Source organism: Micromonospora sediminicola, assembly GCF_900089585.1.
GTDB lineage: Bacteria > Actinomycetota > Actinomycetes > Mycobacteriales > Micromonosporaceae > Micromonospora > Micromonospora sediminicola.
Window position 1 is genome coordinate 3,692,302 of the sequence record NZ_FLRH01000003.1, and the last position, 23,861, is coordinate 3,716,162.

The 23,861-nt window shown below is 75.5% G+C and carries 20 protein-coding genes and 1 pseudogene; 13 read left to right on the top strand and 8 right to left on the bottom strand.

The features are described 5' to 3' along the window. Nucleotides 1-97 precede the first annotated feature (97 nt). The 3 genes from dinB to GA0070622_RS17605 all read right to left on the bottom strand — a co-directional run bounded on the left by dinB (nucleotide 98) and on the right by GA0070622_RS17605 (nucleotide 5,970). Complete coding sequence (dinB, locus tag GA0070622_RS17595) at nucleotides 98-1,285, bottom strand: DNA polymerase IV (protein ID WP_091574303.1); 1,188 nt, start codon at nucleotides 1,283-1,285, stop codon at nucleotides 98-100. A 95-nt stretch (nucleotides 1,286-1,380) separates the two neighbouring features. Next, nucleotides 1,381-4,566 (bottom strand): penicillin acylase family protein, encoded by a 3,186-nt coding sequence (locus GA0070622_RS17600; protein ID WP_091574304.1) that lies wholly within the window; start codon nucleotides 4,564-4,566, stop codon nucleotides 1,381-1,383. Nucleotides 4,567-4,836: 270 nt separating this feature from the next. Next, complete coding sequence (locus tag GA0070622_RS17605) at nucleotides 4,837-5,970, bottom strand: peptidoglycan recognition protein family protein (protein ID WP_091574305.1); 1,134 nt, start codon at nucleotides 5,968-5,970, stop codon at nucleotides 4,837-4,839. A 211-nt stretch (nucleotides 5,971-6,181) separates the two neighbouring features. Between GA0070622_RS17605 and GA0070622_RS17610 the strand changes: the two genes are divergently transcribed. The 11 genes and pseudogenes from GA0070622_RS17610 (at nucleotide 6,182) to GA0070622_RS17660 (ending at nucleotide 18,851) form a co-directional block, all read left to right on the top strand. Then, nucleotides 6,182-6,667 carry a TlpA family protein disulfide reductase gene (locus GA0070622_RS17610; protein ID WP_245666383.1) on the top strand — a complete coding sequence of 162 codons (486 nt, stop codon included), beginning with the start codon at nucleotides 6,182-6,184 and terminating at the stop codon, nucleotides 6,665-6,667. A gap of 129 nt (nucleotides 6,668-6,796) precedes the next feature. Next, nucleotides 6,797-7,237, top strand: a complete 441-nt coding sequence (locus tag GA0070622_RS17615; RefSeq protein WP_091574307.1) for a DUF4395 domain-containing protein — start codon at nucleotides 6,797-6,799, stop codon at nucleotides 7,235-7,237. Between the two features lie 82 nt (nucleotides 7,238-7,319). After that, the gene (locus GA0070622_RS17620; RefSeq protein WP_091574308.1) at nucleotides 7,320-9,104 is read left to right on the top strand and encodes a CehA/McbA family metallohydrolase domain-containing protein; all 1,785 of its coding nucleotides are present in this window, start codon (nucleotides 7,320-7,322) and stop codon (nucleotides 9,102-9,104) included. Nucleotides 9,105-9,259: 155 nt separating this feature from the next. After that, nucleotides 9,260-9,607, top strand: coding sequence for a PadR family transcriptional regulator (locus tag GA0070622_RS17625; protein ID WP_091574309.1), 348 nt, complete (start codon nucleotides 9,260-9,262; stop codon nucleotides 9,605-9,607). 120 nt (nucleotides 9,608-9,727) lie between these two features. Further along, nucleotides 9,728-10,843, top strand: coding sequence for a hypothetical protein (locus GA0070622_RS17630; protein WP_141684588.1), 1,116 nt, complete (start codon nucleotides 9,728-9,730; stop codon nucleotides 10,841-10,843). Between the two features lie 208 nt (nucleotides 10,844-11,051). Beyond that, complete coding sequence (locus tag GA0070622_RS33470; protein WP_091574311.1) at nucleotides 11,052-12,710, top strand: serine/threonine-protein kinase; 1,659 nt, start codon at nucleotides 11,052-11,054, stop codon at nucleotides 12,708-12,710. A 53-nt stretch (nucleotides 12,711-12,763) separates the two neighbouring features. Then, entirely contained in the window at nucleotides 12,764-13,891 is a 1,128-nt protein-coding gene (locus tag GA0070622_RS17640) for a hypothetical protein (RefSeq protein ID WP_091574312.1), read from the top strand. A gap of 54 nt (nucleotides 13,892-13,945) precedes the next feature. Continuing rightward, nucleotides 13,946-14,686, top strand: a pseudogene (locus tag GA0070622_RS17645) (membrane protein); the annotation flags it as partial. Between the two features lie 506 nt (nucleotides 14,687-15,192). Beyond that, on the top strand, nucleotides 15,193-16,464 hold the full coding sequence (locus GA0070622_RS17650) for an MFS transporter (protein ID WP_091574314.1): 1,272 nt from the start codon (nucleotides 15,193-15,195) through the stop codon (nucleotides 16,462-16,464). Nucleotides 16,465-16,543: 79 nt separating this feature from the next. Beyond that, nucleotides 16,544-18,406, top strand: coding sequence for a transketolase (locus tag GA0070622_RS17655; RefSeq protein WP_091574315.1), 1,863 nt, complete (start codon nucleotides 16,544-16,546; stop codon nucleotides 18,404-18,406). Between the two features lie 58 nt (nucleotides 18,407-18,464). After that, a complete protein-coding gene (locus tag GA0070622_RS17660) occupies nucleotides 18,465-18,851 on the top strand; it encodes a DUF2267 domain-containing protein (RefSeq protein WP_091574316.1) in 387 nt (128 codons plus the stop codon). Between the two features lie 65 nt (nucleotides 18,852-18,916). Here GA0070622_RS17660 and GA0070622_RS17665 read toward each other — a convergent pair whose 3' ends face one another. The 3 genes from GA0070622_RS17665 to GA0070622_RS17675 all read right to left on the bottom strand — a co-directional run bounded on the left by GA0070622_RS17665 (nucleotide 18,917) and on the right by GA0070622_RS17675 (nucleotide 20,614). After that, a complete protein-coding gene (locus tag GA0070622_RS17665; RefSeq protein WP_091574317.1) occupies nucleotides 18,917-19,306 on the bottom strand; it encodes a VOC family protein in 390 nt (129 codons plus the stop codon). Beyond that, nucleotides 19,303-20,001, bottom strand: a complete 699-nt coding sequence (locus GA0070622_RS17670) for a hypothetical protein (protein WP_245666384.1) — start codon at nucleotides 19,999-20,001, stop codon at nucleotides 19,303-19,305. Before GA0070622_RS17670 ends, GA0070622_RS17665 begins: the two co-directional genes overlap by 4 nt. Nucleotides 20,002-20,224: 223 nt before the next feature. Continuing rightward, nucleotides 20,225-20,614: a YchJ family protein gene (locus GA0070622_RS17675; RefSeq protein ID WP_091574318.1), complete on the bottom strand. Its 390-nt coding sequence runs from the start codon at nucleotides 20,612-20,614 to the stop codon at nucleotides 20,225-20,227. 110 nt (nucleotides 20,615-20,724) lie between these two features. Here GA0070622_RS17675 and GA0070622_RS17680 point away from each other — a divergent pair, with 110 nt between their 5' ends. Next, nucleotides 20,725-21,735: an aminoglycoside phosphotransferase family protein gene (locus tag GA0070622_RS17680; protein WP_091574319.1), complete on the top strand. Its 1,011-nt coding sequence runs from the start codon at nucleotides 20,725-20,727 to the stop codon at nucleotides 21,733-21,735. A 22-nt stretch (nucleotides 21,736-21,757) separates the two neighbouring features. Here GA0070622_RS17680 and GA0070622_RS17685 read toward each other — a convergent pair whose 3' ends face one another. After that, nucleotides 21,758-21,988, bottom strand: a complete 231-nt coding sequence (locus GA0070622_RS17685) for a hypothetical protein (protein WP_091574320.1) — start codon at nucleotides 21,986-21,988, stop codon at nucleotides 21,758-21,760. Between the two features lie 83 nt (nucleotides 21,989-22,071). Between GA0070622_RS17685 and GA0070622_RS17690 the strand changes: the two genes are divergently transcribed. Next, complete coding sequence (locus tag GA0070622_RS17690; RefSeq protein ID WP_091574321.1) at nucleotides 22,072-22,740, top strand: TetR/AcrR family transcriptional regulator; 669 nt, start codon at nucleotides 22,072-22,074, stop codon at nucleotides 22,738-22,740. A 12-nt stretch (nucleotides 22,741-22,752) separates the two neighbouring features. On the opposite strand, the gene GA0070622_RS17695 is transcribed toward GA0070622_RS17690, so the two are convergent. After that, nucleotides 22,753-23,850 (bottom strand): magnesium and cobalt transport protein CorA, encoded by a 1,098-nt coding sequence (locus GA0070622_RS17695; protein ID WP_091574322.1) that lies wholly within the window; start codon nucleotides 23,848-23,850, stop codon nucleotides 22,753-22,755. Nucleotides 23,851-23,861 lie beyond the last annotated feature (11 nt).

The window sequence follows — 23,861 nt, forward strand, 5'->3', positions numbered from 1 at the left end:
GTAGATGCTGGCGGCCGGCGACGGCGGTCGCGCCCGACCGGCGGCCGAGGTCGCGGCCGCGGGTCCGACCCGCGCCTCCTACCGGGGTAGGAGACGCTCAGTCGGGCAACCGGGGCATCTCGACGCCGGGGTCGCGGCCGAGCAGCACCCCGCGGGTCAGCGCCCGGGAGCCGAAGCGGTCCCGGACGGCGTCGACCGCGGCGTCCAGAGCGGGCCCCGGTTCGGCGGTGAACGGCAGCGTGAGCTGCGTGTGCCCGCCGTCCAGGTTGCCCACCGAGACGCCGAGCAGGGTGATGCCGCGCAGCGCGATCTGCGGCAGCGCGGCGCGCAGCAGCGTGCGGGCGGCGGCCCGCAGCGGCGCGGTCTGCGCGGTCGGCTTGTCCAGCGTGTGCGACCGGGTGGCCCGGGTGTAGTCGCCGAAGCGCAGCCGCACCGTCACCGTGCGGCCGGTGCGTCGGTCGGCGCGCATCCGCCCGGTAACCCGGTCGACCAGCCCGGCCAGCACGGCGTCGAGCTCGGCGGGGGAGTGCGGCTCCCGGCTCAGTGCGTGCTGCGCGCCCATCGAGGATCGGCGGCGCCCCACCTGCACGGCACGCGGGTCGCGGTTGTGCGCGAGAGCGTGCAGGTGCCGCCCGGCGCCGCCGCCGAGCAGCGACACCAGCGAGGGTTCGTCGAGGCGGGCCACCTGGCCCACGGTGCGCAGGCCGCGCTCGCGCAGCCGGGCGGCGGTGACCGGGCCGACGCCCCACAGCCGCTCGACCGGCAGCGGGTGCAGGAAGGCCAGCTCCCGCCCCGGCTCGACGACCAGCAGACCGTCGGGCTTGGCCACGCCGCTGGCCACCTTGGCCAGGAACTTCGTGCGGGCCACCCCGACCGTGATCGGCAGGCCGACCTCCCGGCGGACCCGGGCACGCAGCGCGGCGGCGATGTCGGCCGGCGGGCCGACCAGACGCCGCAGGCCGCCCACGTCGAGGAACGCCTCGTCGATGCTGAGGCCCTCGACCAGCGGGGTGGTGTCGCGGAAGATCTCGAACACCGCCCGGCTGGCCGTCGTGTACGCGGCCATCCGCGGCGGGACCACGACCGCGTCCGGGCAGAGCCGTCGCGCCTGCCGGCCCCCCATCGCGCTGCGCACGCCCCGGGCCTTCGCCTCGTAGCTGCAGGCGAGCACCACCCCGCCGCCGACGATCACCGGGCGGCCGCGCAGCGCGGGGTCGTCGCGCTGCTCGACCGAGGCGTAGAACGCGTCCAGGTCGGCGTGCAGGATGGTGGCCTCGCTCGACACCGGCCCATCTTCGCACACATGTTCGACTCATGGTGGCTGACCTGCCCGGACAGCGGCCGGCCGGCGGAGGGGGCCCCGCCGGCCGGCCGTCGGCGTCACCGCCCGTAGACCTCGAACTCGTAGAGCGAGAAGCCGTACGAGGTGGCCCGCTTGACCCCGTACACCCGCACGTAACGGGCGCTGACCGGGGTGAAGGTGGCGTTGTCGACGCCGCCGTTGCCGGTGGTGGTGGCGAACACCGGCGTCCAGGAACTGCCGTCGCCGGAGACCTCGATCCGGTACGAGGTGGCGTAGGCGGACTCCCAGCGCAGCACCGCCCGGCTGACGGTGCGGGCCGACCGGAGGTCCACCCGCAGCCACTGGTTGTCGTTGTAGCTGCTGGCCCACCGGCTGCTCAGGCTGCCGTCGACCGCCTTGTCCGGGGTGTAGCTGGTCAGGAACTGGGTGCTCGACGCGCTGGCCGGGCGGCCCTGGGCCAGGTTGGCGACGTCGTCGCCCCGGCGCGCGGGGAACGAGACGACCTGCTGGTAGGTGGGACGGTTCTGCCAGGCGATCAGCGGGTGGGTGATGCCGCCGAGGCCGGACTGGGCGATCGAGTCGGCGCACCACTGGTCGCCGGCGCCGCAGGACTTGTCGCCGGGGTAGACCGTGGTGGCCGGCACCGAGGCGGCCTGGCCCAGCGTGTCGAGCAGGGCCTGCCGGCACGCGCCGAGGTTGCCGTTGCCGCAGTACGCGCGACCCGGCCCGCCGGCCACCAGGTCGCCGAGCACGGTGCGGACGTCCTTGTCGACGTAGCCCCACCAGCCGTACTGGAACGACGAGCCCTTGTGCGCCTGACCCTGCAGGGCCCAGCTCGCCGCGCCGTCGCGCCCGCCGTTCTGGCCGCCCGACGGCGCCTCGTTCACCTCGATGGCGTCGACAAGCGCCGCGTACAGGTCGGGCCCGAGGCCGGGACGGAACTCGGCCGAGGCGAGCAGCGGCCACCAGGCGTCGAAGATCCGGATCGCCTCGGCGTGCTGGTAGACCTTCGAGCCGGGGGAGGTCTCCACCCGGCGGGCGCCGGCCTGCTGCCAGGCCCGCAGCTTGCCCACCGCGTCGGCCAGCGCCGGGTCGGTGACCGGCGTGCTGTCGAGGACTCGCAGCAGGTCGCCGAGGACCTGCTGGCCGCGCAGGTCGGTCACCGCCGCGTCCGCCATGATCTTGACGACGTCGGCGCGGCCGAGCTTGCGCTGGGCGATCGCGGCGCGCACCGGGCCGTCGAGCAGCTGACCCCGGTGCACCGAGCCGAAGCTGAAGTTGCCGTCGGCCGCGCCGAAGTCCCGCGCCTGCTTGTTGTTCCAGCTGACGTAGTAGTCCTGGTTGACCGACTGGGGGTGGGTCGACGCCGGGGTGTAGGTGGCGTCGTTGGTGTCCGGGTTCCAGCCGACCCACTCGTACGCCGGTTCGGCCTTCGCCGGCAGGTTCGGGTCGGTGACCGACGACCGGACCGGGTTCGCGCCGGAGTTGTAGTACGCCGCCTCGGTCGAGTTGACGTAGAACCAGTTGAACGCGTAGCCGACGCTCGCCGCGGACGCCTGGAACGCCGCCGCGCTGCCCATCGCCGCCGGGTCGTTGTAGGCCTGGAAGCCGATCGCCGAGTCGGCCTCGTGCCGGTAGGTCGAGCGCAGCTTGGTGAACGCGGTCGGCTGCCCGTTCACCAGCCCCCGGTACGCGACCAGTCCGTACTTCGTACGCAGCGCGCGCAGCGTGTACGAACCGGCCGGGGTGGAGTCGGCCAGGGTCGGCGACCAGGAGTTGCGCTGCTCCAGCGCCTCCATGGCGAGGCACTGCCCGTGGTAGAGGTAGCGGTTGGACCGCAGCGTCGGGGCGGTGCCGTCGGTGGTGCACAGCGGCACCGCGTACGTGTCGGTGAGGTCCTGGGAGGCGGAGGTGGCGCTCCACGCGTAGTCCTGGCCGCGGCCGAGCAGCACGTAGAGGTTCAGCCCGGCGAACGCGGCGCCGCGCGCGCTGATGCCCGGGCCCTGCAACTCCTGGAGCATGAGCAGCTGCGGCGCGAAGTAGCCGGTCTGCGGGCCGAACACGGCGACCGGGTTGCCGGTGGTGGTGTGCCGCCCGGAGACCACGACCGCGTTGGACATGCCGTGCGCGCGCAGGTTGGCCAGGCCGCCGAGCAGGTCCTTGGTGGCGGTGCTGGCGCCGGTGCGCGCGGCGGCCCCGCCGGTGGCGTCGTAGGCGAGCGGCTCGGCGACCACCGTGCCGGCGTCGGGGAGCACCGCGCTGGTCGCGCCCGGCGGCGTCGCCCCGTACGGGAAGCTCTGCCCGTCGTGCAGGGTGAGCACGGTCTCCGGGTCGTTCTGCGACCGGAACGCCGCCCACACCTTGTCGCCCTCGGTGGCGCCGTACTTGGCCCGGGCGGCCACCCGGACCAGCGCGGACTGGATCTCGCTGCCACCGCCGCCGCCGAACAGCCCGCCGATCACGCCGGCGGTGGCGATCAGGTCGGTCATGGTGAAGTGCTTCGGCTTGCCGGCGCCGGCGAGCACGTACTCACCCGGGTAGTTGTCGTCGGCGATCGACTTGTCGATGTAGGCGTTGATGCCGGCGATGTAGTCGACCACGTCGGTGTAGAGCTGCTGGCCCCGGGTGCCCTTGGTGCGCAGCGCGTCCACCTGGGCCTGCAGGTCCGCCTCGGTGTAGGGCGAGTTGGCCCAGACGCTCTGCTCCAGCTCCCGGTTGCCGGGGGCGCCGCCGGCGAACGAGGTGACGTTGCCGCGGCCGACGTGCCGCAGCAGGTCCATCACCCACAGCCGGTCCTGGGCTCCGGCGTAGCCGGCGCCGAACATGGTGCCGGCGCGGGTGGTGCCGGTGATGTGCGGGACGCCGGTGGCCTTGTCCCGCACGATGGTGACGTCCGCGCGCGGTGAGACGGTGCTCTCGACCTGCGCGGCCGGTACGCCGAACGAGGCGTCGTTGTAGAAGTGGGCGATCTGCTCGTCGGTCAGCCCGGCGTAGTTGTAGACCAGGTTCGCGTACTCGTCGAGCTGGTCGCTGGAGTGCGCCGGGCGGGTGCCGAGCGCCTGGTGCGCCAGGATGGCGACCAGCGTGGCGTTGCCGTTCTGCCCGGGGGGCAGGATGTCGGCGCACTGGCCGAGGCAGTAGTCGTTGGGGGCGAACGTGCTGGCGGCCAGCGCCGGTGACGGCGGGGTGACGGTCAGGACGCTCGCGGTCAGGGCGGCGGCGGTGAACGCCGCGAGGCGGGCACGGAGAGCGGGACGGGGCATGGCGATCCTCCGGGGACGCGGAGTCGGGCCGAACGGTACGCCCGGCTTCCGGTGCCGACGTCTCGCCCTCCGCGCCCGGGCGTTCCACCCGGAGGTGAGAATGACTCATATCTATCTCCGGGCAATGATTGGCGGAGGACCGCCGCCCGGGATACCCGTCGTTCACCACCCGCGAATGCCGACGTTTCGCCCGCTGGCTGTCCACGCCGGACACGGCGGTGGGGGGTGGCGCCGTTGCCACCCCCCACCGCTCTCCCCGCCGGTGCGCCGTCAGTGCTTGTGGAACGACTGGCGCACCACACCCCCCACCAGGGCGCACCAGGTGGTGGTGCTGAGCTTGCCGGTGGGCGGCAGCCCGTGCAGGCGCTGCAGGTCCTTGACCGCGGTGCGGGTGGCGTGGTCGTACTCGCCCGTCGGGAGGACCTCCGCGTAGCCCTTGGAGTTCAGCATGAACTGCGCCGCCGTCACCGGGACGCCGCTGTCGCGCTGGTCCAGCTCCGGCGCGAGCGTCTCCCAGGTCGGCGCGGTGAGCGTGGCGTCGACGTCGACCGGGATGCCGTTGCGCGCCTGCCAGTCCTGCACCGCCGCCACGGTGGCGGCGTCGAACACGCCGGTGACCGGCACGGCGTATCCCCGGAACGTGAGCAGGTGCTGCGCGACCTGGACCACCGGACCGCCGACGAAGCGCCAGATGTCCGGCCACCGTCGCGCCGGCACGTCGCCCAGGCGGGTGCCGAGCCTGCGGAAGACCTGGCGGCGCAGCGCGGGGAACTCCCGGTAGAACATCGCGCCCGGGCACTGGGTGGCGCGGAAGTCCCAGTGGCCGAAGATGTCGTGCGCGTGCAGGCCGTACTGCCGGCAGATCGCGGTGCACAGCCGCACCAGCCCGGCGATCAGCTCCTCGGGCGGCGTCTCGGTGACGTAGGTGCCCTCGTTCTCGATGCCGATGGCCCGGCCGTTCTCACCCGGGCAGTGCGCGGCGATCATCTGCCGGTCGCCGGCCTGGAGCCGCTCCAGGCTGCCGTGCCGTCCCTCCAGGACGTGGCCGCCCCGGCTCACCGTGAAGTGCTGCCCGGTGTCGGACCAGCCGTTGCCGTCCATGTGCAGGTCCTGGCAGTCGCGGGCGAGCTGCTTGGCGTGTTCCTCGGAGTAGTCGGTGACGTTCGGGAACGCCATGTGGTGCACGATGATCTTGTTGGTCGGGATGGCGCTGACCGACAGCGGGTCCGCCGGCGGCCGGGCCGCCCACTCGTCGCAGCTGATGATCCAGTCGAGGTCCGCGCCCGGCGCGGCCTGCGCGGCGGAGGGCAGGGCGAGCTCGCTCCCGACGACCGCGACCGCGGCGGCGCCGAGGCCGGCCCGCAGCAGCGTACGGCGGTCCAGCTCGGGGTGGTCGAAGTGCATGGCATCTCCTCGATGGCCCGGCCGGACCGGGCGATGTAAAGGAACTCCAACTGCTGCGCGCGAGTTGGAGAATATTGCCACGAACGGGCGGCGCGCCAGAGGACAAATGCCACCGGCGGCCGGCGACTCCTACCACCGGAGTAGGCGATGTCACGTCCGCTGACCGGGACGGACCATGTCGTGCCGCCGCCCGGCGTGGCAACCTGGTGCGGTGCGCCCGCCCAGCCTGACCGGAGTCCTCGTGCTCGTCGCCGTGCTCGCGGTCGCCGGCGCGTTCGGCTGGTGGCGCCGCCGCCACGACGGTCGGCTGCGGGCTGTCCGCGAACGCCCGCCGGGCGCGGCGGACCGCGACGCGTCGGCCGCCGTCGGCGACGCCCCGCACCGGGCCACCCTCGCCGCCCTCGGGGTACGCCCCGGCGTGGTCACGCTGGTGCAGTTCTCCGCCCCGGTCTGCGCGCCGTGTCGGGCCACCCGCCGCGTCCTCGACGACGTCACCGGCCGCCTCGACGGGGTGGCGCTGCGGGAGGTCGGCGTGGACGAGCACCTCGACGCGGCCCGCGACCTGGACGTCTGGCGTACCCCGACGGTGCTGGTGGTGGACGCGGCCGGACGCGTCGTGCGCCGGGCCGCCGGCGTGCCCGACCGGGCCGAACTGCTCGCGGCGCTCGCCCCGCTCACCGCCGGCGCCGCCCGGTGACCGGTCGGCGCTCGGCGGGCGTGCGGTTGACCCGGCGGCGGGTGGTGGACCACGGCCGCCTCGCGGCGAGCCTCTGTGCGTCGGCCAGTCCCGCCTGACCGACCGCCCCGCCGTCCGAACGGAAACCCCATGCTGCTCGACCCCCGGGGGCCGCGCTTCGCCGCCGCCCTCACCACCGTCGTTCTCGCCGTCGCCCTGGTCACCGGCTCAGGGCTGCTCGTGCTCGCCCAGGCCGTGGTCTTCGCGCTCACCGCCGCCAGCCCGCGCCTCGGTCCGTACGGCCTGCTCTTCCGGGCCCTGGTCGCGCCCCGGCTGGGCCCGCCGGACGAGTGGGAGCCGGCCGCCCCGGTGCGGTTCGCCCAGATCGTCGGGCTGGTCTTCGCCACCGTCGGCGCCGTCGGCTTCCTCGCCGGCGCGCCCGTGGTCGGCCTGATCGCCACCGCCGCGGCGCTGGCCGCCGCGTTCCTCAACGCGGCGTTCGGGCTCTGCCTCGGCTGCGAGGCCTACCTGGCGGTCCGTCGGCTGACCGGCCGCCCGCTCGCCGCCCGGGTCGCCGTCCCGCCCCGCTGACCACCCCGCCCGATCGCCGGATGCCGCCCCGGCCCGTGCCGCCCGTACGCTGGCCCGGCCGGCACGGGGACGGGGGAGTGGCATGGGTGGTCGGGCGCGACTGGACCGGCGCAGCGTGCTCGCCGCCGCCGGCGGGCTGGCGCTCGCCGGGATCGGCGTTCCGGTCGGGCTGGCCGCCACCGCCGACCGGCCGCCGGCGCCGCGCGGACGGCGGCCGATCAGCATGGCGATGCACCTGCACGCCTCGTTCAGCGAGGGCATCGCCAGCTACGCCGCCCACCTCGACCAGGCCCGCCGCAACGCCGTCGACGTGCTCTGGTGGACCGACCACGACTTCCGCGTCGCCGCCCACGACCACCGCCGGGTCGTCCACTTCGACGGCCCGCAGGAGCTGGAGGGCGGGTTGGCCTGGACCTGGACGGCCGCCACCGAGGGGCGGCTCACCGGGTCGGCCGCCGAGTTCGTGGCCGCGCCGGACGCCGCCGACGGTCCCGGCCGCGCGCTGCGCCTCAGCGCCGCCGGCACGGGCACCCACTGGTACGCCGGCAAGGCCTGGAACTGGACCCACACCGGGAACATCTCCGACACCACACTGCACCTCGACGTGCGGCCCGAGGCGGCCGGGCCGGACGCCACGCTGACCGTCGAGATCGCGTTGTCCCACCACCCGGCCGGTCCGGGACGGCCCGCCGGCCAACTGGTGCTGCGCTACCGGCTGGGCGCGACGGACACGGTCCGGCACACTCCCGACGGCCGGCACGGCACCGTCGACCTGCCCGCGCCCGTCGGCGCCTGGCGGCGGCACACGCTGGACCTGCTCGCCGACGCGCGGCGGCTCTGGCCCGACCTGGTGGCCGGCGACAACTCGCTGCGCGGGCTGCGCCTCGGCGTGACGGTGGCCGGCGGCGCACGCGGCGCGTACCTGGTCGACCGGCTGGTCTTCGACCGGGCCCGCCGCGCCGGGCAGGCCGGCGAGGAACTGCGCGCCGAGGTGCTGGCCGGCTACGCCGACGCCTACCCGGGCGTGACCCACCACCGCGCCTACGAGGTGTCGATGGTCCGGCACCTCAACTGGTTCGGCGGCGACGGCACGCTGCCGCGCTTCCCGTCCCCGCCGTACCGGGACGACGACGTCGAGGCGACCGAGCGGATGGTGGAGTTCCTGCACGGCCACGGCGGCGTGGTCTGCTGGAACCACCCGCTGGACGTGGAGCGCCGCGAGTCCCTGGCCCGGCTGCTGGTGGCCCGGGACGCGCTCGGCGTCGACCTGATCGAGATCGGACGGGCCCCGGTCGCTGACCATCTCTGGGCGTACGACGTGGCGGCCCGCAACGCGATCCCGCTGACCGCCGTCGGTGTCACCGACGACCACAACGGCACCGACTGGCGGACCGGCCGGGACCGGTTCGTCACCTCCGTCTGGGCGGCGTCGACCGACCGTGAGGACCTGGTCGCCGCGCTGCGCGCCGGGCAGGCGTGGTTCGCCGACCTCGCCGTCTACCGGGGCGCCCTGGACCTGGAACTCGGCGGGCGCAGCGCCATGGGCGCGCTGCCGACGGTCGCCGAGGACGCCGTGACGGTGCGGCTGCGGGCCACCGACCTGCCGGCCGGGTCCACCCTGGAGGTGGTCACCGGCGACGTCGACCGCGCCGGCGCGGCGGACCCGACCCCCGCGATCCGGACCGGTCAGGTGCCGTGGCGGGAGCTGCGACAGGGCTGGCACGACCTGCCGGTGCGGGTGGGCGCCGGGGCGTACGTGCGCACGCAGGTCCGGGACCGCGAAGGCGCGATCGTCGGGGCCAGCAACCCGGTCTGGCTGCTCCGCGAGCCTCCGCCTGGAGGTGTCCCGCCCGCCCGCCGGTTCTGACCGGTCGGCCGTCCTTGATCGACTCCATGTCGCCGAAGTGGTGCCGTCCGAGGGCCTCTGATGGCGCCACTTCGCCGAGGTGGAGTCGATCAAGGACGATCCGGTCCGGGACGACCGCGCCCCACATATACCGGTGAACGGTATATGCTCTCGCCATGAGTGACGCTCCGCTGCGGGAACCGACGTTCCTGGTGCTCACCGCGTTGGCCGAGGCGCCCCGCCACGGCTACGCGGTCATCGAGGACGTGCTGCGCATCTCCGACGGCCGGGTCCGGTTGCGTGCCGGCACCCTCTACGCCGTCCTCGACCGACTGCGGTCCGACGGTCTGATCGAGGTGGACCGTGAGGAGGTGGTGCAGTCCCGGCTGCGCCGCTACTACCGGCTCACCGCGCTGGGCGCCACCCGCCTCGCCGACGAGGTGGCCCGGCTGCGCCGCCACGCCGACACCGCCGGCCGCCGGCTGCGCGCCGCCGGCCTGCTCCCCGAGGGGGGTCCCGCGTGAGCGCGAGGAGTGAGCCGGTGTTGCGAGCCCCGCAGTCGCGAACGGACGGAGGCCCCGCGTGAGTGCGAGGAGTGAGCCGGTGTTGCGAGCCCCGCAGTCGCGAACGGATGGAGGCCCCGCGTGAGCGCGAGGAGTGAGCCGGAGCCCGGTGTGAGCGTGACGAGTGGGAGCGACGTCGACCTGGAGCGCCGCTACCGCCGGTTGCTCGCCGTCCACCCCTGGGCCCACCGCCGGGTGTACGAGGAGGAGATGCTGGCCGTCCTGATGGCGGACGCGCGCCCGGGGCAGACCCGGCCGGGTCTGCGGGACACGGTGGATCTGGTGGTCGCCGGCCTGCGGGCCCGGCTCCGGGTGGGCGCACGGGGGTTCACCGAGCCGGCCTGGTCCGACGCGGCGGCCGTCACCGGTCTGCTGGTGGCCCTGGCGCTGACCGCCGTGGCCGGGAAGAACCTGCTCGACCAGGTAGTGGTGGACGCGTCGCTGCCGCCGCCGCTGCGGCCCGCCGCGCCGGACGTGGTCGACTGGCTGCGGGTGCTCGGCTGGGCGGCGGTCGCGGTGACCGCCGCGGTCGGCCTGCGTCGGGTCGCCGCGGTGCTGGCCTGGGGCGGGGTGGCGGGCTGGCTGGTGCTGGTCGGCCCGGGCGTGGTGGACCAGCCGGGCTACGTGGTGGACACGCTCCCGCAGTTCACCCTGGCGGTGATCGCCGCCGCGGCGCTCACCGTGCCCGCCCCGCCCCGACGGGCGGTCGGGCTGCTCGGCCCGCGCCGGCTCGCCGCCGTGGTGAGCGGTCCGGCCCTGGTCGCGGGGTTGCTGGAGCTGAACCGGGCGACCAGCCCGCTCTTCGGCGGCGGCCCGGCGTCCTACCAGAGCTTCTACGGGCTGACCGCCGGCAGCGAGCCGGTGATGTGGCTCTACCTCGCCGGGCTCGCGGTGGCGGCGCTCGCGGTCTGCGTACCGGTGGCGGGGCTCGCCCCGGCCGTCCGCCGCCGGATCCTGGTGGTGCTGGCGCCGGTCGCGGCCCTGGTGCTGGTGATCGACGAAGCGTTGGCCGGTTGGGCGACGTCGACGGTCCACATGGGCCACGTCGTCCCGCTGGTTCCGGCGCAGTGGGCGATGCTGGCGCTCGTCCCGCCGGTCACGTTCCTGGCCGGCGTGCTGCTGGTCCGGCGGCGGGAGGAGCGGCAGCGGATGGTGGCGCTGGGGCGGGCCGCCGACCGGGAGCGACCCACCGGCTGAGGGTTGCGCGGGTCTGCTGCAGTGGCGGTGTGTCCGTTACCGACCATCCGCCGCCCGGCCCCGGACCGGCGGGACACCGCCGGTCCGGGGCCGCCGTCCGGCGTACGGAAGCGTCCGTTGCGCCGATGGCCGGCGGCGCCGGCGCGACCAGAATGACCAGCGAGGCGGCAACCGGCTGCCGTCCCTGGAACGCGGTGGGGTTCGTCGCATGAGCGGCTGGCAGCTGTCCGGCTACACGCCGGTTCGTACGCTCGGCTCCGGGGCGTCGGGCAGTGTCGTGCTCGCCACCCACGACGACACCGGCACCCCGGTCGCGATCAAGTATCTGGTTCGCGACCTCGGTGCGGACTCCTCGTTCCACACCGCCTTCCGCGACGAGGCCCGGTTGCTCGGCGAGATCGACGACCAGCACGTCAGCCGGCTCTACGAGTACGTCGAGTCACCGCACGGCGCGGCCATCGTGATGGAGCTGGTCGACGGGGTCTCGCTGCGGCAGATGCTGCGCGCGCACGGCCCGACCACCCCCGAGGCGGCGCTCTGCGTGTTGAAGGGCTCGCTCGCCGGGCTCGCCGCCGCACACGCGCACGGGGTCGTGCACCGTGACTACAAGCCGGAGAACGTGCTGGTCACCGGCGCCGGGTCGAGCAAGCTCGCCGACTTCGGCATCGCCATGCCGATCGGCCGGGGCTCGGACACCACCGTCTCCGGCACGCCCCGCTACATGGCCCCCGAGCAGTGGACCGGCGCCCCGGCCAGCCCCGCCTGCGACATCTACGCCGCCACCGCCACGTTCTTCGAGTGCCTCACCGGGCGGCCCCCGTACCAGGGTCCGGACCTGCTCTCCCTGCGCGAGCAGCACGCCACCGCGCCGATCCCCACCGACCCGGCGCCCGCCCCGGTGCACGAGCTGCTGCGGCACGGGATGGCCAAGAGCCCCGACGACCGGCCGCAACCGGCCCAGGTCTTCCTGGAGCTGCTCGACCGGGTGGCCGGCGCCGGGTACGGGCCCGAGTGGGAGGAACGCGGGTTGCGCGAGCTGGCCCGCCGGGCCGCGCTGCTCGCCGCGCTGTGGCCGTTCCCCGACCGGGCGGAGGGCGCCACCGCGGTGGCCAGCACCGCGCTCGGCGCCTCGACCGGCCGGGGCGGCCTGTTCCGGCGGGGACGCAAGCGCACCATGCTGGCGGCCGGTGCCGTGGTCGCCGCCGTGCTGGCCGGCGGCGCCGGCTACAGCTACGCCGCCCGCGAGAGCCCGGCCGCCGCCGGGGCTCCCGCCGGCCCGTCGCCCGCCGGTCCCACCCCGACCGACCCGCCCACACCGGACCCGACGGCCGTCACGCCCCCGGACGTCACCCCGACCGCGTCGCCGCCGGCCACGCCGTCCGTCCTGCCCACCCCGCCGGCCGGCACGCCGTCCGCCACGCCGGACGGAACCCGGGCGCCGACCCGCCCGCCGGTCCGCACCAGCGCACCGACCCCCACCCCGTCGCGCAGCACCACGCCGCCGCCCCCGCCGGACGTCACCGCGCCGGTCGTCGGCGGCGTCAGCGCCGATCCGGGTCAGCTCGAACCGAGGGGCTGCCCGTTCGGGATCCAGAGCAGCACCGTCTCCGTCCCCGTCACCGACGACCGCAGCGGTCCGGCCGCCCTGAAGGTCACATTCCGTTACACAGTGGAGGGCGCCACCGGAACGGTCCGGATGGCCGCCGCCGGGCGCGGCGTGTTCACCGGCACGCTCGGTCCGTTCGCGGCACCGAAACAGAGCAGCCGCATCCCGGTCCAGGTCACCGCCGTCGACGCCGCCGGCAACGCGACCACCTCGGCGAAACCGGTGTACGTGACGCTCTACAACTACTGCACCCCCGGCTAGGAGTACGACGTGCCCGTTGCCCAGCACCGCAGTCCGGACCGGGGACGGCCGGCGTGACGCGGCCGGAGGAGCCCACCGAGGCGCTGCCCACCCGCGCCCTGCCCGCCGACCCGGCCCGCGACGCGCAGGCCGCCGCGCCCACCGTCCACCTCGTCCCGCCCCGACCACCGGCCGACGCGGATGCCACCGCGCCCCTGACCGTCGACCAAGCGGGCGCGGCGGAACCGACCGTGCACCTCGCCGGCCAGGGAGCGGGCCCGCCCGCCGACGCCGATGCGACGGTGCACCTGGCTGGTCGGGGAGTGACGCCGCCCGCCGACAGCGATGCGACGGTGCACCTGGCTGGTCGGGGAGCGACGCCGCCCGCCGACAGCGATGCGACGGTGTACCTCGCCGGTCCGGGGGCGGCCCGGCCCGGCGACGCCGATCCGACGGCGCGTCTCGTCGGCCCGCGTCAGCCCGGCCGGCCCGACGCCGACGGGACGGTGGACCTCGGTGGTACGGGCGTGGCCGGGGCGGTCCGGGCCGAGCCGACCGTGCACCTCGCCCCGCCGCAGCAGGTCACCGGGCCGCCGACCGCCGTGTACCTGCCGGGGTCCACCGGCCCGGCCGCCCCGACCGCGGGGGCGTACCGGGATCCGACCGCGCGGGCGGTGAGCGGCGTGCCCGCGCCGGCGTCCGGCGGCGAGCTGCGGTTCGGCCCGGGCGTGCCGGCGACCCCGCCACCGCCGCCGGCCTGGCCGGTCGCGCCGCCCATCCGTCCGCCGCGACCGCTCTGGCGTCGCGTCGTCTCGGTGCTGTCCACCCTGCTCACCGCCGTGCTGCTGGTGACGGTCGGTCTCTACCTGTGGCAGCGGCTGCGGCCGTTGGAGGTCGAGCAGGTCGCGGTGGCGGTGCCCCGGCCGCCCGGCATCGCGTGCGACGTGACCGTCGACGTGGTGGCCACGGTCCGCACCAACGGGCGCGCCGGCACGATCCGCTACCAGTGGTTCCGCTCCGACGCGCCGCCCGGCGCGCTGCTCAGCGAGCGGGTCGGCAGCGGGCAGCGGACCGCCACGCTCACCCTCAGGTGGACGTTCAGCGGGGTCGGCGCGACCACCGGGACGGCCACCGTGAACATCATCGAGCCCGCGCCGGTGCAGGCCGGCACGCGGGTCAGCTACCGCTGCCCCGGGGGCTGACCGCGTTTCCGCGCGTGTGGGCCCGGGTAGGCCTTCCGGAACGATCCTGACCACATGCGTGGAGGCCCTTCGATGAGAGACAACTTCGGCGACGCGGTGGGCGACGCGTTCCGTTCGGTGATGCTGTTCCTGCCCAAGGCGGTCGCGTTCGTCGCCATCCTGGTCGTCGGCTGGCTGATCGCCAAGGCCGTGCTCAAGCTGGTGGACAAGGTCCTCGAGCGGGTGCACTTCGACCGGGCGGTCGAGCGCGGCGGCATCAAGACCGCGCTGGCCCGCTCGAAGTACGACGCCAGCGACATCGTCGCCAAGCTCGCCTACTACGGCGTGCTGCTGGTCACGCTGCAGCTCGCGTTCGGCATCTGGGGTCCGAACCCGATCTCCGACCTGATCGCCGGCGTCGTCGCCTGGCTGCCCCGGGCGTTCGTCGCCATCGTCATCGTCGTGGTGGCCGCGGCCATCGCCCGCGCGGTGAAGGACATCATCTCCAGCGCGCTCGGCGGTCTCTCCTACGGTCGGGTGCTGGCCAACCTCGCCTCGGTGTTCATCCTGGGCCTGGGCGTGATCGCCGCGCTCAACCAGATCGGCGTCGCCACCGCGGTGACCACCCCGGTGTTGATCGCGGTGCTCGCCACCGTCGGCGGCATCCTGGTCGTCGGCGTCGGCGGCGGGCTGGTCCGGCCGATGCAGAGCCGCTGGGAGACCTGGCTGACCCGGGCCGAGGAGGAGTCCCGGACCATCGCCACCCACGCCCGCGCCTACCAGGCCGGTCGACGTGACGTGGCGGCCCGCATGGCCACGTCGGACCCGTACGGCGAGGCGGAGCTGACCCAGCCGGTGGCCCGGGACGCCGAGGCCGACCGCACCCAGCCGGTGTCGGCGTACGCGGGTTCCGAGCCGACCCAGCCGGTGCCGGCCCGGACCGGCGCGGAGGCCAGCCCGGCGGCGTCCACGGACGTCACCCAGGCGATCCCGTCGTTCTCCGACTCCGAGCGCACCCAGCCGACCGCACCCCGCCAGCCCACGGCCGAGCAGGCCGCGGACAGCGAGGCCACCATGGTCATCCCGCCGGCGGACGTGGACAAGTTCCGCCGCTGACCCCTCGTCGCGCGACACCGGGGCGGGATCCGACGTCGGGTCCCGCCCCGGTCGCGTGTCGCACGGGACCACCCGCCGGCGCGGGTCCGGCTACGATCGTCGGCATGACCTGGCGATGTTGATGCCTTCCTGAGCGACGAGGCCGCGGGCCACCGCGGACGCCGTGCACTGCGACCGGTGTCCGTCACGTCCCGTGGGAAGGCCTCATGCTCGTCGCACCTGCCCGCGTGCCCGCGACCCGCCGCCTGGCGGCGACGCTCTACGGCTACGCGTTCCTCACCGACCTCGTCCTGCTCTACCCGCTCTACGTGCTGCTGTTCGCCGACACCGGGCTGTCGGTCGGGCAGATCTCGACGCTGTTCGTCCTCTGGGCGGTCGCCGGCATCCTGTTGGAGGTGCCGTCGGGGGCCCTGGCCGACGCGCTCTCCCGCCGGCTGCTGCTCTGCCTGGCGCCGCTGCTCACGGCCGCCGGTTTCGCGCTCTGGGTGCTGCTGCCGTCCTACCCGGCGTTCGCCGTCGGGTTCCTGCTCTGGGGGGCCGGCGGCGCGTTGCGCTCCGGTGCGCTGGAGGCGCTGGTCTTCACCGAGCTGGACCGTCTCGGCGCGGCCGACCGCTACGCCCGGCTGATCGGCCGCACCCGCACCGCCGAGGTCCTCGGCGCGGTCGGCTCGGGGGTGCTCGCCGGGCCGGTGTTCGCGGTCGGCGGCTACCTCGCCGTCGGCGCGGCCAGCGTGGCGACCTGCCTGCTCGCCGCCGCGGTCGCGGCCCGCTTCCCGGAGCACCGCACCGCGCCGGCCGCCACCGCGCCGGCCGCCGTCGCGCCGCTCGCCACCCCGTCGGCCGCCACCCCGTCGGCCGCCGCCCCGCCGTCGGGCCCGGGGGAGGCGCCGGACGACGACGAGCCCGGCTGGCTGGACAGCCTGCGCGGGGGTCTCGCCGAGGTGCGGGCCGACCGCGCCGTCCGCGCGGCCGTGCTGCTGGTCGCCGCGGTGGCCGCGATCTGGGGTGGCCTGGACGAGTACACCGGGCTGCTGGCCCGGGACACCGGGGTGGCCGAGGTGACCGTGCCGCTGCTGCTCCTGCTGGTGTGGGCCGGGATGTCGGTGGGCGGACTGCTCGCCCCGTGGGGCGAGCGGTTGTCCCGTCGCGGGTACGCCGGCCTCCTGGTGTTCGCGGCGGGGGCGCTGGCGGCCGGGGCGCTGGCGCGGCACCCGGGGGGTTTCCTGCTGCTGGCGGTGGCGTTCGCCGCGTTCCAGCTCGCCACCGTGCTGGCCGACGTCCGGCTCCAGGCCAGGATCAGTGGTTCCGCGCGGGCCACGGTCACCTCGCTGGCCGGGATGGCCACCGACCTGACCACCGTCGCCTTCTACGGCGCGTACGGGCTGCTCGCCGGCGCGGTGGGCAATCCGGTCGCCTTCGCGGTGGCCGTGCTGCCCTATCTGCTGGTGGCGCTCTGGCTGTTCGCCGGACGGGGGTGAGTTGCCAGAAAAGGGATGAATCATCGCATTCAGGATTACGGTGGGTCCGGACACGACCGACCGCGGGGAGACGATAGCGGTGACGTTGGAAGCAGAGCGCACGCTGCGCGACGAGGACCTGACCGGGCTGGCGGAGCTGGCCGCCCAACTGCGGGTGGACGCGATCCGGTGCACGACGATGGCCGGCTCCGGGCACCCCACCTCCAGCCTCTCCGCCGCCGACCTGCTCGCGGTGCTGGTCGCCCGGCACCTGCGCTACGACTGGTCCTACCCGGGCAACCCCGGCAACGACCACCTGATCCTCTCCAAGGGGCACGCGTCGCCGCTGCTGTACGCGGTGTTCCGGGCCACCGGCGCGATCAGCGAGCAGGAGCTGCTGGAGACGTACCGCCGGTCCGGCTCGCGCCTGCAGGGCCACCCCACCCCGGTCCTGCCCTGGGTGGACGTGGCCACCGGCTCGCTCGGCCAGGGCCTGCCGGTGGGCGTCGGCGTGGCCCTGGGCGCCCAGTACCTCGACCGCTCGCCGGCCCACGTCTGGGTGCTGTGCGGCGACAGCGAGATGGCCGAGGGCTCGATCTGGGAGGCCCTGGACAAGGCGGGCCACTACGGGCTGCGCGCCCTGACCGCGATCGTCGACGTCAACCGGCTGGGGCAGCGCGGCCCGACCGAGCTGGAGTGGGACCTGGACAGCTACCGGCGGCGGGTCGAGGCGTTCGGCTGCCGGGCGATCGTCGTCGACGGGCACGACCTCGGCGCGATCGACGACGCGTACGGGCAGGCGCGGGAGGCCACCGGACCGACCGTGGTGCTGGCCCGCACGGTCAAGGGCCGCGGGGTGCCCGAGATCGAGAACGACCCGTCCTGGCACGGCAAGGCGCTCGACCCCGAGCTGGCCGACCGGGCCGTGCGGGCGCTCGGCGGACCCCGGCGGATCCGGGTCGCCGGGCCGAAGCCGCCCGCCGCGCCGCGCGCCGACCCGGTCGAGCACCGGCGACCCGAGCTGCCCCGTTGGTCGCGCGGCGCGAAGGTCGCCACCCGGGACGCGTACGGGGACGCGTTGCGCGCGCTCGGCGCGGTCCGGCCGGACGTGGTCGCCCTCGACGGCGAGGTCAGCGACTCCACCCGGGCCGACCGCTTCGCCGACGCGTACCCGGACCGGTTCTTCCAGATGTTCATCGCCGAGCAGCAGCTCGCCGCCGCGGCCGTGGGCCTGGCGGTACGCGGCCGGCGGCCGTTCGCGGCGACGTTCGCCGCGTTCTGGTCCCGCGCCTACGACTTCATCCGGATGGCCGGCGTCTCCCGCGCCGACATCACGCTGGTCGGCTCGCACGCCGGAGTGGAGATCGGCCCGGACGGCCCGTCCCAGATGGGGCTGGAGGACATCGCCGCGCTGCGTGCGGTGCCCGGCTCGACGGTGCTCTGCCCCGCCGACGCCGTCTCCTGCGCGGCCCTGGTCGCCCAGCTGCCCGACCGCCCCGGCGTCAGCTACCTGCGCACCACCCGCGGCGCCTATCCGGTGCTCTACGACGACGGCGAGGAGTTCCCGGTCGGCGGCAGCCGGGTGGTCCGTGACGGCGGTGACGTCGCGCTGCTCGGCACCGGCGTCACCGTGCACGTCTGCCTCGCCGCCGCCGACGAGCTGACCCGGGAGGGGATCGACGCCCGGGTGGTGGACCTCTACTCGATCAAGCCGGTGGACCGGGACCGCCTGCTGGAGGCGGTCCGCGACACCGGGGGGCGGCTGGTGGTGGTGGAGGACCACTACCCGGAGGGCGGCCTCGGCTCCGCGGTGCTGGAGGAGCTGGCCGACCTGGGCGCGCCGGCGCGGGTCCGTCACCTGGCGGTGCGCGGGTTGCCCGGCTCCGGCACGCCCACCCAGCAGCTCGACCGCGCCGGGATCGGCGTGCACGCGGTCGTCTCGGCGGCCCGCGCCCTGGCCTGACCGGGTTTGCCCGCGTCGCCGGCGGGTAGCCACGCTGCCGCCGACGGGAGGACCGACCATGGCCGAACCGGAGTTCTACGCGCGGGTGTCCGCCCGCGCGGGCGTGTCGGAGGCGTCCGCGCGGGCGCTGACCGAGGCGACGCTGCGCACGCTCGCCGAGCGGCTTAGCGGCGGCGAGGCCGCCGACCTGAGCGAGCACGTGGCGCACGAGCTGCGCCCGCTGCTGGCCCGGGCGCGGGTCGAGGACCCGCAGGCCTTCGGGTACGACGAGTTCCTGCGCCGGATCGCCGAGCGGGCCGGCGCGACCCCGGCCGACGCCGAGCGCGGCGCGCGTGCGGTGCTGCAGGCACTGCACCGGGTGGTCGGGCCCGCGGAGTTCAACCGGGCCATGGCCCAGCTGCCCCGGGAGATCGGCGAGCTGGCCCAGCCCGCCCCACGGGTGTAAGGAAGGGGCCCCGCTTAACGCTTCCGGTAGAGGCGGGGCCCCCTCTTAACGCACCTGCCCGGGCATCAGCCGGCCAGGTGCAGGAACGACCACTGGTGGCCGTCGGGATCCCGGAAGCCGCGCATGGAGAGGTGCCCGAGGTCCTGGACCGGCCCGAGCGCGGTGCCACCCGCGGCGACCGCGCGTGCGACCAGCGCGTCGACCTGCTCGGGCCGGTCCACGCCGAGGCCCACGATCACCTCCCGGGCGGTCGCGGTGTCGCAGACGTCGGCGCCGGCGAACGCGGCGAAGGCGTCGGGGAGGTGCAGGACCAGGTGCGTGGTCGCGCCGAAGCTGAGCTGCGCGCTCGGCGCGCCCGGTGGCCGGGGCGCCGCGACGAAGCCGAGGGCGGTGAAGAACGCCACCGCGGCGTCGAGGTCGCGCACCGGAAGGTTGACGAACGTCGCACCGGTCATCGGGCCGCCTCCCGCTCCAGCAGCGCCTTCAGCGCGCCCAACCGGTCCCGCCAGTACGCCCTGAGCCGTTCCGCCTCGCCGGCGTCGGCCAGCTTCTCGTGCAGCACCGCCACCCGCGCCTTCGACGCGCCGACCGCGGTCAGGCCGACCACGATCCGGCTCGGGCCGCCCGCCCAGTCCGCCCGGAACGTCTTCGGCCCCGTCGCGGTGCGTACCCGCACCTCGACGTCGGGCAGCCAGCGCCGGCGGGTCGCCTCGTCGGCGAACGCGTGGAACAGCGTCTGCACCGGCACGGCGACGGTCCGGCTGCCGCCGGCCTCGAACCCGCCGCCCCGCCGCTGACCCGGTGCGCGCAGGCCGCGCGCCTGCTCGTAGCCGACGGTGACGGTCTGCGCCCACCAGCCCGGCACCCCGTGCGTGTCGACCAGCCACCGGGCGGTCTCGGTGTGGGTCCGCTCGACCGCGCCCCACGCGTCGAGCCGGTCGAACCAGCCGGCCCAGTCCTGCCCGGTCCGCTCGCGCAGCAGCGCGTCGGAGATGCGGTCCTGTTGGGTCCGTCCCCCGGCCGGGGCCACCGGCGGGGTGCGGGCGGGTTCGGCCTTGGCGAGCATCTGCCGGCGGGCGGTGGTGTAGCTCTCGCCGGTCTTGTCCATCCGGGTGCGTACCCGGGACTTGAAGGACTTCTGACGGGTCATCGCGCGCTCCCTGTCACGACCCGGTCGGGAACCCACGCTTCCGGCGACCGTGCCGTGCGGCTGCCGCGCGGTGGTCAGGTGTCGCGTCCCGAGGGCTCGAAGCCCCCTTTGCCTCCGCGTGCCGGTGGCGTGGGCACCGGATCGGAGGTGGGGCGCGGGACCGCGCCGAGCCCCAGTCTAGGCCGGATCCTGCTGCCGGGGGAGGCCGGCGCGCCGGCCCGCCTCATTCCGGCAGCGCGTCGAGGTAGACCCAGCGGCCGTCCTCCCGGGCGAAGCGGCTGTGCTCGGCGAGCGTCCCGGCCCGGCCGCCCTCGGTGTAGTGGGCCCGGAAACGGACCGTCCCGGTGCTGTCGAACAGACCGCCCTGTGCGGTCTCCAGCACCTCCAGGCGGGTCCACCGGGTGCCCGGGTCCAGCTCCAGCCGGGCCGGCCGGGTGCGGGAGTGCCAGCTGTGCCGCAGGTAGTCGGCGTCGCCGCGGGCGAACGCGCTGAACCGCGAGCGCATCAGCGCCTCCGCGGTGGCCGCCGTCGCGACGCCCCGGTGGACCGGCGCGCAGCAGTCCTCGTACGGCCGGCCCGACCCGCACGGGCAGGCCGTGTTCTGCTTCCCCATCCGACGATTCTCACCCGCCGCCCGGCCGCGCCCGCGACGGGTCCCGCCGGGCGCCGCCATCCGTGCGCGGGGCAGCGCCGGCGGGGAAGCCGCACTACCCTCCGAGGACCATGAGCGCGAGCCCGACCCGGCGCGACCTCGACCCGGCACGGGTCCGCCGTTACCTGACCGCCTCGCTCGGGCCGGCCGGCGAGGTGGCCGACTGCGGCCCGTTGAGCGGTGGCGGCTTCGCCGCGGTGTGGTGGGTGCGCCTGGCCGACGGCCGTGACGTGGTGCTCAAGGTCGGGCCACCGCCGCACGTGCCGCTGCTGCGCTACGAGACGGACATGATCGGCGCGGAGGCGCGCTACCTGCGCCTGGTGGCCGCCCGCGCGCCGGCGGTGCCGGTGCCGGCGTTGCTGCACCACGGCCGCCATCCCGAGCTGGGCGACTGGCTGCTCACCGCGCGGCTGCCCGGCCGTACCCTGTGGGACCTGACCCGGGCCGGCGCGGACGTCGGGCCGCTGCGCGCCGAGTTCGGCCGGGCGCTGGCCGCGCTGCACGCCGTCACCGGCGACCGGTACGGCTACGACGGCGGCCGCGCCACCGCCCCCACCTGGCGGGGCGCCTACACCGCGATGGTGGACGACCTGCTCGCCGACGCGGCCGACTGGGCGGTGCCGCTGCCGGTGCCCGCGTCCCGGATCCGCGCGCTGGTCGCCCGGCACGCGGCCGTCCTCGACGTGGTGCGCCGCCCGGCGTTGCTGCACTTCGACGGCTGGGCCGGCAACGTGCTGGCGGTGGACGGTCCGGACGGCACGCCCCGGCTCAGCGGCCTGGTCGACGGCGAGCGGCACCTGTGCGGCGACCCGCTGCTGGACCTGGTGTCGCCGTTGCTGTTCCGCCGCGCCGAGGACGAGCCGGACGACCCGCTGGTCCGGGCCTACCGGGCGGCCGCGCCGTTCGCCCTGGACGAGGGCGCGCGGCGACGGCTCGGGCTCTACCGGCTGCACCTCTACCTGCTGATGACGGTGGAGATGCCCAGCCGGGGCATCACCGCGGAGTCCGACCCGGGCCGGGTGGCGCTGCTGGCCGAGTTGCTCGACGCCGAGCTGGCCGACCTGGCCGGATCCAGGCGCTGAGCGCCCGGCGCGCGGCGGGTGCTCACGGGACGGTGTCGGGGTGGACCTCGACGTCGTAGAGCAGCCGCACGTGCCGGCGGCCGTTCGTGACGCCGACGAAGACCGGGTCGCCGGCGGGGGTGCGGCCCTGCCGCCACACCTCCTGCCGGGCCGCCTCCCGGGAGTCGTGGTGGATCCGGCCCTGCCGGTGCAGGTGCAGGACGCGCCGCGCGGTGCCGGGGTCGCTGGCGAGCTGGATGCGCAGGAGCGTCATGGCGATGGCCTCCCTACCCGCCGAATCGACGACTCCCAACTTACCGGCGTTAAGTTGCCTGTACAGCGTTTATTCTGGGCGGCATGAGCAGCGGCGAACCGGTCTGGCTGCGGGCGCAGCCGAGCCGGACCCGGCACCGGCGGCCCCTGACCCGGGAGGGCATCGTCGACGCGGCGGTGGCCCTGCTCGACGAGCACGGAGCCGACGGCCTCACCATGCGCCGCCTCGCGGAGCGTCTGAACGTGACCGCCACCGCGCTGTACTGGCACGTGCGGACCAAGGACGACGTGCTGGACCTGGCGGTCGACCGGATCTTCGGCGACGTGCCGATCCCCGAGCCGACCGACGCCTGGGCGGACGACCTGCGGGTCCTCGTCCGGGGGTGGCGTGCCGCCATGCTCGACCACCCCTGGGCGCCGGGGCTGGTCGGGCGCCCGATGCTCGGGCCCAACGTGCTGGCCCGCACGGAGTTCCTGCAGGCCGCGCTGGTGCGCGGTGGCTACCGCGGACGCCGACTCGCCGTCGTCACGCGCCTGCTGGCGAACGTCGTCGTCGGTTCCTCGCTGACCGAGGCCACGTGGCGACGCGCCAGCGACCCGGAGGCGCGGACAGCCGCCCGCGCCCACGTCGCCTCGCACCCCGACGCCTACCCGACTCTGGTCGCCTCCGGCCACCTCGACGACGCCAGGTGGAACGACGACCTGCTGTTCGAGGAGGGCCTCACCGCCGTCCTCGGGGCGGCGCCACCATGACTCTCTGGTGGATCAGAGCCAGCCGGAGCGGCGGAACAACCGGTGCAGCGTCACCGCCGACGTCGCCATGAGCAGCAGCGCGCCGGCGTAGCCGTACCGCCAGTGCAGCTCGGGCATGTGCGCGAAGTTCATCCCGTAGACGCCGGCCACCGCGGTCTGCGAGGCGGCGATCGCCGCCCACGACGCGATCTTGCGCATGTCGTGGTTCTGCTCCACCGCGAGCTGCGCCAGCCGCGACTGGACCAGCGACGTGAGCAGCTCGTCGTACGCGCCGATCCGCTCGACCGCCCGGCCCAGCCCGTCGGACACGGCGGTGAACCGGTGGCGCAGCGCGGGCGGCGGGCCGCCGTCGGGGGAGTCCTGCAGCGCGCGCAGCGCCGCCGGCAGCGGCAGCACCGCCCGCTTGAACTCCACCACCTCGCGCTTGAGCTGGTAGAGGTGCTGGATGTCGGCGCCGCGCTCGCGGGCGAACACGCTCTCCTCCACCCGCTCCAGGTCCCGTTCCAGGTGCTCGGCGACCTCCAGGTAGAGGTCGACCATCCGGGCGCAGACCGCGTAAGCCACCGCCCACGGCCCCTCGGCCAGCACCTCCGGGCGGCGTTGCACGTCCTCGCGTACGGGCGCGAGCGCGCCGGTGGCGCCGTGCCGGACGGTCACCGCGAACCGGTCACCGACGAACACCAGCACGTCCCCGGTGTCCACCACCTCGGAGGTGGCGGTCAGCTCGGTGTGCTCGACGTAGCCGGCGCTGCGCAGCACCAGCAGCGTCACGTCGCCGTAGCGCCGCAGGGTCGGCCGGTGCCCGTCGGCGAGCGCCTGCTCCACCGCCGGCTCGTCCAGCCCGAACGTCCGCCCGACCGCGGCCATCACCGCCGCGCCCGGCTCGTGCAGCCCGAGCCAGACGAAGGTACGCCGGCCGTGGCGGGCCCGGGCGTACGCGTCGGCGTAGTGCGGCCGGCCCGGCTCCCGTCGCCCGCCGACGTAGACCGCGCAGTCGACCACCGCGTCCGGGTTGACCCGCCGCGGCCGACGCGCGCTGGTCGGGTCGACGCGCCCGAGCAGCCGTCCGACCACACCGGGCAGCCGCGGCCGCCACCGGATCCGGTCCACCCCACACCTCC